8 protein-coding genes and 1 tRNA gene are annotated in these 9,409 nt (G+C 60.9%); all 9 read left to right on the top strand.

Going from position 1 to position 9,409, the window contains the following annotated elements; genetic code table 11:
• Positions 1 to 1,176, top strand: a 1,176-nt coding sequence (gene tuf, locus LC298_RS13345; RefSeq protein WP_131569911.1) for an elongation factor Tu, incomplete at its 5' end; no start/stop codon positions are given.
• Positions 1,177 to 1,368: 192 nt separating this feature from the next.
• Positions 1,369 to 1,444: transfer RNA gene (locus tag LC298_RS13340), tRNA-Trp, on the top strand.
• A 219-nt stretch (positions 1,445 to 1,663) separates the two neighbouring features.
• A complete protein-coding gene (gene secE / locus LC298_RS13335; RefSeq protein WP_131569913.1) occupies positions 1,664 to 1,861 on the top strand; it encodes a preprotein translocase subunit SecE in 198 nt (65 codons plus the stop codon).
• 24 nt (positions 1,862 to 1,885) lie between these two features.
• Positions 1,886 to 2,416, top strand: a complete 531-nt coding sequence (gene nusG, locus LC298_RS13330) for a transcription termination/antitermination protein NusG (RefSeq protein ID WP_131569915.1) — start codon at positions 1,886 to 1,888, stop codon at positions 2,414 to 2,416.
• A gap of 118 nt (positions 2,417 to 2,534) precedes the next feature.
• Entirely contained in the window at positions 2,535 to 2,963 is a 429-nt protein-coding gene (gene rplK, locus LC298_RS13325) for a 50S ribosomal protein L11 (RefSeq protein WP_131569917.1), read from the top strand.
• A gap of 4 nt (positions 2,964 to 2,967) precedes the next feature.
• A complete protein-coding gene (rplA, locus tag LC298_RS13320; protein WP_131569919.1) occupies positions 2,968 to 3,669 on the top strand; it encodes a 50S ribosomal protein L1 in 702 nt (233 codons plus the stop codon).
• Between the two features lie 336 nt (positions 3,670 to 4,005).
• Complete coding sequence (gene rplJ / locus LC298_RS13315; RefSeq protein ID WP_131569921.1) at positions 4,006 to 4,524, top strand: 50S ribosomal protein L10; 519 nt, start codon at positions 4,006 to 4,008, stop codon at positions 4,522 to 4,524.
• A gap of 61 nt (positions 4,525 to 4,585) precedes the next feature.
• A complete protein-coding gene (gene rplL, locus LC298_RS13310; RefSeq protein ID WP_131569923.1) occupies positions 4,586 to 4,963 on the top strand; it encodes a 50S ribosomal protein L7/L12 in 378 nt (125 codons plus the stop codon).
• A gap of 218 nt (positions 4,964 to 5,181) precedes the next feature.
• Positions 5,182 to 9,327 (top strand): DNA-directed RNA polymerase subunit beta, encoded by a 4,146-nt coding sequence (gene rpoB / locus LC298_RS13305; protein WP_131569925.1) that lies wholly within the window; start codon positions 5,182 to 5,184, stop codon positions 9,325 to 9,327.
• The last annotated feature ends 82 nt before the right edge of the window (positions 9,328 to 9,409 follow it).

Genomic DNA, 9,409 nt, shown 5'->3' with positions numbered 1-9,409 from the left:
ATGGCTAAGGGTAAGTTTGAGCGCAACAAGCCTCATGTGAACATTGGCACGATTGGCCACGTTGACCATGGCAAGACGTCTTTGACGGCTGCGATCACGAAGTATTTCGGTGATTTCAAGGCCTATGACCAGATCGACGCGGCGCCGGAGGAGAAGGCGCGCGGGATCACGATCTCGACGGCGCATGTGGAGTACGAGACGGATGCGCGCCACTATGCGCATGTCGACTGCCCGGGCCACGCGGACTATGTGAAGAACATGATCACGGGCGCTGCGCAGATGGACGGTGCGATCCTCGTGGTCTCGGCTGCCGACGGCCCGATGCCGCAGACCCGCGAGCACATTCTCCTGGCGCGCCAGGTCGGTGTTCCGGCGATCGTGGTGTTCATGAACAAGGTCGACCAGGTCGACGACGAGGAGCTTCTGGAGCTGGTCGAGATGGAGGTGCGCGAGCTTCTTTCGTCCTACGAGTTCCCGGGCGACGACATTCCGGTCGTGAAGGGTTCGGCGCTTGCGGCGCTTGAGGATTCGGACAAGAAGATCGGCGAAGAGGCGATCCGCGAGCTGATGAAGGCTGTGGACGACTACATTCCGACGCCGGAGCGTCCGGTCGATCAGCCGTTCCTGATGCCGATCGAGGACGTGTTCTCGATCTCGGGGCGCGGCACGGTGGTGACGGGTCGCGTCGAGCGCGGCGTGATCAATGTCGGCGAGGAAGTGGAGATCGTGGGCATCCGCGATACCAAGAAGACGACGGTGACGGGCGTTGAGATGTTCCGCAAGCTTCTGGACCAGGGCCAGGCGGGCGACAACATCGGGGCGCTGATCCGGGGCGTTGAGCGTGACGGCGTGGAGCGCGGCCAGGTTCTGTGCAAGCCGGGTTCGGTGACGCCGCACACGAAGTTCGTTGCGGAAGCCTACATCCTGACGAAGGAGGAGGGCGGCCGCCATACGCCGTTCTTCAACAAGTACCGTCCGCAGTTCTACTTCCGCACGACGGACGTGACGGGCGAGGTGACGCTTCCGGACGGCACCGAGATGGTGATGCCGGGCGACAACGCCGAGATGAATGTCGAGCTGATCGTGCCGATCGCGATGGAAGAGCGCCTGCGCTTCGCCATCCGCGAAGGCGGCCGCACCGTCGGCGCCGGCATCGTCGCAAAGATCATCGAGTAAATCACTCGAGATCGAATCGGAAAGGCGGGCTTCGGCCCGCCTTTCTTTTTTGGGAGGACAACGGCCCGACGGTCTCCGGGCGTGGCTATGATCGGAAGGGCGGTGGAGGCCGCCATTTTTTCAAATTTCGTGCTTTCATGGCCTAGCCATTCTATGTATAAGCCCGCCGTTGCGACGCAGTGGCGCAGCCATAGGGGTATAGCTCAGTTGGTAGAGCGACGGTCTCCAAAACCGTAGGTCGTGGGTTCGAGTCCCTCTGCCCCTGCCAGTTTTTATCATCGGCCTCTTGATTTTACGTGGAATCGTCTTTAGGTGACGCCGTGCGCTGGTATTGTTCTTTTTGGACGGGTGCGCATTCATGAATAGCTGGTGGGGCGGTGTGAGAAGCGTGAAGCGCTTCGAACGCCCTTTTTTGGCCTCCAGATTGCTGTTTCATGCCACTTGAATGATGCCGCGGGGCGCTCGCCTCGCACTGGAACCGGATACCATGGCAAGAACCAACCCGTTTACCTTTCTGCAGCAAGTCCGCTCAGAAACGGCGAAGGTTACGTGGCCTTCACGCCGTGAGACCATGATCTCCACGATCATGGTGCTGGTGATGGTGCTGATCGCATCGCTGTTCTTCTTCACGGTCGACCAAATCTACAGCTGGGTCTTCGACGTCGTTTTCGGCCCCGCGCGCTAACAACACATACGGAATTCTCGGTACATGACCGCTCGCTGGTACATCGTTCACGCCTACTCGAACTTCGAAAAGAAGGTCGCCGACTCCATCGAGGAGGCCGCGAAAGCGAAGGGGCTCTCACATCATTTCGAGCAGATTCTGGTGCCGACGGAGAAGGTGATCGAGGTGCGCCGCGGTCGCAAGGTCGATGCCGAGCGCAAGTTCTTCCCGGGCTATGTGATGGTGCGCGCCAATCTGACCGACGACGTGTTCCACCTGATCAAGAACACACCGAAAGTGACAGGCTTCCTCGGCTCCGACAACAAGCCGATGCCGATTTCCGACAAGGAGGCCGAGCACATACTCGGCCAGATCCAGGAGGGCGTGGAGCGGCCCAAGCCTTCTGTGTCGTTCGATGTTGGCGAGCAGGTGCGCGTTTCGGATGGTCCGTTCGCGTCGTTCAACGGCGTGGTGCAGGAAGTCGACGAGGAGCGCTCGCGCCTCAAGGTCGAAGTGTCGATTTTCGGACGGGCTACGCCCGTCGAACTGGAATTCGGTCAGGTCGAGAAGGGCTGACCGAAGCGGTGCAAGCCGCATGTCGGTGGGAGAAAGGGCGTCTTAGCCGGACGTTCGATCGCACCACCAACTCTTGAACCGCCGGTACGCCGGCATGTGACGAAAAAGAGAGTAGCAAATGGCTAAAAAAATAGCAGGCCAGCTGAAGCTCCAGGTACCGGCAGGGTCGGCGACACCGTCGCCGCCGATCGGTCCTGCGCTCGGTCAGCGCGGCATCAACATCATGGAATTCTGCAAGGCGTTCAATGCCGCAACGCAGGAAATGGAGAAGGGGTCGCCGATTCCGACCACCATCACCTACTTCCAGGACAAGTCGTTCACCTTCAAGACGAAGACGCCGCCGGCGTCCTACCTGCTGAAGAAGGCGGCGAAGCTGAAGTCCGGTTCCAAGGAGCCGGGCAAGTCGAGTGCCGGCAAGATTTCCCGCGACAAGGTGCGCGAGATCGCCGAACTCAAGATGAAGGACATGAACGCGGCCGATGTGGACGCAGCCATGCGCATGATCGAAGGCTCCGCGCGTGCGATGGGCCTGGATGTGGAGGGCTGAGACAATGGCAAAGCTTGGCAAACGCACCCGGCAAGTCCGCGACGGTATCGATCGCGAAAGGACCTACGCCCTTTCCGAAGCCGTTTCGCTGGTGAAGGAACGCGCCACGGCGAAATTCGACGAGACCGTCGAGATCGCAATGAACCTCGGTGTTGATCCGCGCCACGCAGACCAGATGGTCCGCGGCGTCGTGAACCTGCCGAACGGTACGGGGCGCAGTGTCCGCGTTGCGGTATTCGCCCGCGGCGACAAGGCTGAAGAAGCGAAGGCGGCCGGTGCCGACATCGTCGGAGCGGAAGATCTCGTCGAGATCGTTCAGGGCGGCACGATCGATTTCGACCGCTGCATCGCGACGCCGGACATGATGCCGCTGGTCGGCCGTCTGGGCAAAGTCCTCGGTCCTCGCGGCATGATGCCGAACCCGAAGGTCGGCACGGTCACGCCGGACGTCGCATCCGCCGTTCAGGCCTCAAAGGGCGGCGCCGTCGAGTTCCGCGTGGAAAAGGCGGGCATCGTCCATGCCGGTGTCGGCAAGGCTTCGTTCGACGCCAAGGCGCTGGAAGAAAACATTCGCGCATTCGCCGAGGCGGTCAACAAGGCCAAGCCGGCTGGCGCCAAGGGAACCTATCTGAAGCGCATGGCGGTTTCGTCGACCATGGGCCCGGGTGTGAAGATCGACACGTCGTCGCTCAGCGCGGAAGCCTGACGCCGATGTTATGACGGCCGCCACTGGTGGCCGTCGCAAAGAATTCCGATCCGGTTCGCCGGGTCGGATCGCCGGACCCCGGTCCGGTGCCTGTCCGAGATTGCAGGTGGCTCGCCTTAATTGTCATGAGCCTGCATGAGACGAGGAGATCCTGAAGAACTTCGGCCGCAAGGCCTGCATTTTTCAGGTTCGAACGTATTGCCTTGTGCCGCGGTCTGCGACCCGGCGTAAGGGGGCAGGATCCTCGAGCGTCGTCGGGTGGTCCAGTTTGGAGCCCTGGCGGCAAAGGCAACCGCAGACATCGCTTCGGCGGGGTTTGCAAACTGGAGAGACGCAGTGGATAGAGCGGAAAAACGCGAATTCGTCACGCAGTTGAATACCGTCTTCAATGAAGCGGGTTCGGTTGTCGTGGCCCACTATACGGGTCTTACCGTCGCGCAAATGGGCGAGCTTCGCTCGAAAATGCGCGAGGCCGGCGGCACCGTGAAAGTCGCGAAGAACCGCCTTGCCAAAATCGCTCTCAAGGGCACGGAAGCTGAGGGCATGTCCGACCTGTTCACAGGTCAGACGGTCATCGCATATGCCGATGATCCGGTCACAGCTCCGAAAATCGCGAGTGAATTCGCCAAGTCGAACGACAAGCTCGTTCTGCTCGGCGGAACGCTCGGTGCGTCCGTTCTCGACGCCAACGGTGTGAAGGCGCTTGCCGACCTGCCGTCGCTCGACGAACTTCGCGCCAAGCTGGTGGGAATGATCTCCACGCCGGCAACGCGCATCGCACAGGTTGTCAACGCACCGGCAGGCCAGCTTGCCCGCGTTTTCAACGCATATGCCCAGAAGGACGAGGCGGCATAGGCTGTCTTCCACCAACCATCGAAACTCAGTTCGAACCTGATAAATGCAAGGAAATTGAACAATGGCTGATCTGACAAAAATCGTCGACGACCTGTCGAACCTGACCGTTCTGGAAGCAGCAGAACTGTCGAAAATGCTCGAAGAGAAGTGGGGCGTTTCCGCCGCTGCTCCGGTTGCAGTCGCTGCCGCCGCTGGCGGTGGAGCCGATGCGGCTCCGGCTGAAGAGAAGACCGAATTCGACGTCGTTCTCGAGGAAGCAGGCGCTCAGAAGATCAACGTGATCAAGGAAGTCCGCGGCATCACCGGCCTCGGCCTCAAGGAAGCCAAGGACCTCGTCGAGGGCGCTCCGAAGGCCGTCAAGGAAGGGATCTCCAAGGGCGAAGCCGAAGAGATCGTCAAGAAGCTGACGGAAGCAGGCGCCAAGGCGTCGATGAAGTAAGTCATGCCTGCGACGGGCGGGTTGCTCCGCCCGTCGCATGTCTGGTTTCGCCGAACCCATTTCCCGAGGCCGCCAGGGGCGGTTTCCGGAAACGGGTTTTTACCGTTTCTGGAGCTTGAAGGCCGGATGCATGGGTCTTCGCTTCGGGCATCTGAAATCCGCGCAAGGCGGAACGTTATTTGACACGGGCCCGAACGGGCAGACAACGAGGAGCGGAAATGGCTCAGTCCAGTACTTTCAACGGACGCAGGCGAGTACGGAAATTCTTCGGTCACATTCCCGATGTGGCCGAAATGCCCAACCTGATCGAGGTTCAAAAAGCATCCTACGACCAATTCCTGATGGTCGATGAACCGAAGGGCGGACGTGGCGACGAAGGCCTCCAGGCGGCCTTCAAGTCGGTCTTCCCGATCTCCGACTTTTCGGGCTCGTCGATGCTGGAATTCGTGCGTTACGAGTTCGAGGCGCCGAAGTTCGACGTCGAGGAATGCCGTCAGCGCGACCTGACCTATTCGGCGCCGCTGAAGGTGACCTTGCGCCTGATCGTGTTCGATATCGACGAAGACACGGGCGCGAAGTCGATCAAAGACATCAAGGAGCAGGATGTCTACATGGGCGACATGCCGCTCATGACGGACAACGGAACCTTTATCGTCAACGGCACCGAGCGCGTGATCGTTTCGCAGATGCACCGGTCGCCGGGCGTATTCTTCGACCACGACAAGGGCAAGACCCACGCATCGGGCAAGCTTCTGTTCGCGGCCCGCGTCATTCCGTATCGCGGCTCGTGGCTGGACATCGAGTTCGACGCCAAGGACGTCGTGCATGCGCGTATCGACCGGCGGCGCAAGATCCCGGTGACATCGCTGCTGATGGCGCTCGGCCTCGACGCCGAGGAAATCCTTTCGACCTATTACGACGCTATCGAATACAAGCGCGACGGCGAAGGCTGGCGCATTCCGTTCTCCGCCGACCGGATGAAGGGCATGAAGGCCACCGGCGACCTGATTGACGCCGACAGCGGAGAAGTGGTCGTCGAGGCCGGCAAGAAGATCACCGCCCGCCAGGCCAAGCAGATGACCGAAAAGGGCGTCAAGGCGCTGCGCGCGACGAATGAAGACCTGTTCGGCATGTATCTGGCCGAGGATGTCGTCAATTTCGAGACCGGCGAGATTTTCCTCGAGGCAGGCGACGAGATCGACGAGAAGACGATCGAGGTGTTGCTGGAGTCCGGCCACGACAGCTTCAGAATCCTCGATATCGATCACGTCAATATCGGTGCCTATATCCGGAACACGCTGGCGGTCGACAAGAACGAAAGCCGCCAGGATGCGCTGTTCGACATTTACCGCGTGATGCGTCCGGGCGAACCGCCGACCATGGAGACGGCGGAAGCGATGTTCCAGTCGCTGTTCTTCGATTCCGAGCGTTACGACTTGTCGGCTGTGGGCCGCGTCAAGATGAACATGCGCCTCGGCCTAGATGTCGAGGACACCGTTCGCACATTGCGCAAGGAAGACATCATCGAGGTTCTGCGCACGCTGCTCGACCTGCGTGACGGCAAGGGCGAAATCGACGACATCGACAATCTCGGCAACCGCCGGGTGCGTTCGGTGGGCGAACTGATGGAAAACCAGTACCGCGTCGGACTGCTGCGCATGGAGCGGGCGATCAAGGAGCGCATGTCGTCGATCGAGATCGATACGGTGATGCCGCAGGATCTGATCAACGCGAAGCCGGCGGCTGCCGCAGTGCGGGAATTCTTCGGGTCCTCGCAGCTTTCGCAGTTCATGGACCAGACCAACCCCTTGTCGGAAATTACCCACAAGCGCCGTCTCTCGGCGCTTGGACCGGGCGGTCTGACCCGCGAGCGCGCAGGCTTTGAGGTTCGCGACGTTCACCCGACCCATTACGGCCGCATCTGTCCGATCGAGACGCCGGAAGGCCCGAACATCGGACTGATTAACTCGCTGGCGACGTTCGCGCGCGTCAACAAGTATGGCTTCATCGAAAGCCCGTACCGCAAGATCGTCGACGGCAAGGTAACGGACGACGTCGTCTACCTCTCCGCCATGGAAGAGGCCAAGCACTACGTCGCCCAGGCCAATGCGGAAATCGGGGACGATGGTTCGTTCGTCAACGAGTTCGTCATCTGCCGCCATGCCGGCGACGTGATGCTGACGCCCCGCGAGAACGTCGACCTGATGGACGTCTCGCCGAAACAGCTCGTTTCGGTTGCCGCGGCCCTGATTCCGTTCCTGGAAAACGACGACGCGAACCGGGCCCTGATGGGTTCGAACATGCAGCGTCAGGCGGTGCCGCTGGTGCGCGCCGAGGCGCCGTTTGTCGGAACCGGCATGGAGCCGATCGTCGCTCGCGACTCCGGCGCCGCGATCGCTGCACGCCGCAGCGGAATTGTCGACCAAGTGGATGCGATGCGTATCGTTATCCGTGCCACCGAGGATCTCGATGCATCGAAGTCGGGCGTTGATATCTACCGGCTGCAGAAGTTCCAGCGCTCCAACCAGTCCACCTGCATCAACCAGCGTCCGCTGGTTCGCGTCGGGGACCAGATCGGTAAGGGCGACATCATCGCGGACGGTCCGTCGACCGATCTCGGTGATCTGGCGCTTGGGCGTAACGTGCTCGTCGCGTTCATGCCGTGGAACGGTTACAACTACGAGGACTCCATTCTCCTTTCCGAGAAGATCGTTCGCGATGACGTCTTCACCTCCATTCACCTGGAGGAATTCGAGGTCATGGCACGCGATACCAAGCTCGGGCCCGAAGAGATCACTCGGGACATCCCGAACGTTTCGGAAGAGGCGCTGAAGAACCTCGACGAAGCGGGCATCGTCTATATCGGTGCTGAAGTCGGACCGGGCGATATCCTCGTCGGAAAGATCACGCCGAAGGGCGAAAGCCCGATGACACCGGAAGAAAAGCTTCTGCGCGCCATCTTCGGCGAGAAGGCTTCCGACGTGCGGGACACGTCCATGCGGATGCCGCCCGGCGCGTTCGGTACGGTTGTCGAGGTTCGCGTGTTCAACCGTCATGGCGTTGAAAAGGACGAGCGCGCCATGGCGATCGAGCGCGAGGAGATCGAACGTCTTGCGAAGGACCGCGACGACGAGCAGTCCATCCTCGACCGCAACACCTACGGCCGTCTGGCCGAGATGCTGAAGGGCCAGGAATCGATTGCCGGACCGAAGGGCTTCAAGAAGGGCGTCAAGCTCAGCGAGGAAGTTCTGGAAAGCTATCCGCGTTCGCAATGGTGGCAGTTCGCGGTTTCCAACGAGAAGCAGCAGGACAATCTCGAGCAGCTTCGCAACCAGTACGACGACTCCAAGAAGCGTCTCGAACAGCGTTTCATGGACAAGGTCGAGAAGGTTCAGCGCGGCGACGAGATGCCTCCGGGCGTCATGAAGATGGTCAAGGTCTTCGTTGCCGTGAAGCGCAAAATCCAGCCGGGCGACAAGATGGCCGGCCGTCACGGCAACAAGGGTGTGGTTTCCCGCATCCTGCCTATCGAGGACATGCCGTTCCTGGAAGACGGAACGCATGCCGACATCGTTCTCAACCCCCTCGGCGTGCCGAGCCGGATGAACGTCGGACAGATCCTCGAGACGCACCTTGGCTGGGCTTGTGCCGGTATGGGGCGCAAGATCGGCGAGATGATGGATGCTTACCGCGAAAGCGGCAACGCCAAGGAAATCCGCGCGACGCTCGAGGATCTTATTCCCGCCAACAACCGCAACGAGCCCATCGCCAAGATGGACGACGCGGGCGTGATCGAGGTCGCAAAGCAGTTCGAGCGCGGCGTTTCGATCGCCACCCCGGTGTTCGATGGTGCGGTCGAGGCCGACATCAATGAGATGTTGACCAAGGCCGGCCTCAAGGAGACCGCGCAGTCGACGCTCTACGATGGTCGTACAGGCGAGGAGTTCGACCGGCAGGTGACAGTGGGCTATATTTACATGCTCAAGCTGCACCACCTAGTGGACGACAAGATCCACGCGCGTTCGATCGGCCCGTACTCGCTGGTCACGCAGCAGCCGCTGGGCGGCAAGGCTCAGTTCGGCGGACAGCGTTTCGGCGAGATGGAGGTCTGGGCGCTGGAAGCGTACGGCGCCGCATACACGCTCCAGGAAATGCTGACCGTGAAGTCGGACGACGTTGCCGGCCGGACCAAGGTCTATGAGGCGATCGTGCGCGGCGATGACACGTTTGAGGCGGGCATCCCGGAGAGCTTCAACGTTCTCGTCAAGGAAATGCGCTCGCTCGGCCTGAACGTGGAGCTGGACTCAACACGCGCCGAGTATCCGGAAGAAGAGCCCCAGGCTCTTCCGGACGCAGCGGAGTAATGGTGCTCCGCCGGGCGGTCTTTCCGCCCGGCGGTCCTGTCCCGATTGGTCCCCTGCCGGCTCAGCCGAAGGGACCGTTGAA

The organism is Oricola cellulosilytica (assembly GCF_019966575.1).
In the GTDB taxonomy this organism is placed as follows: Bacteria; Pseudomonadota; Alphaproteobacteria; order Rhizobiales; family Rhizobiaceae; genus Oricola; species Oricola cellulosilytica.
This window is presented reverse-complemented; position numbering and strand designations above follow the sequence as displayed.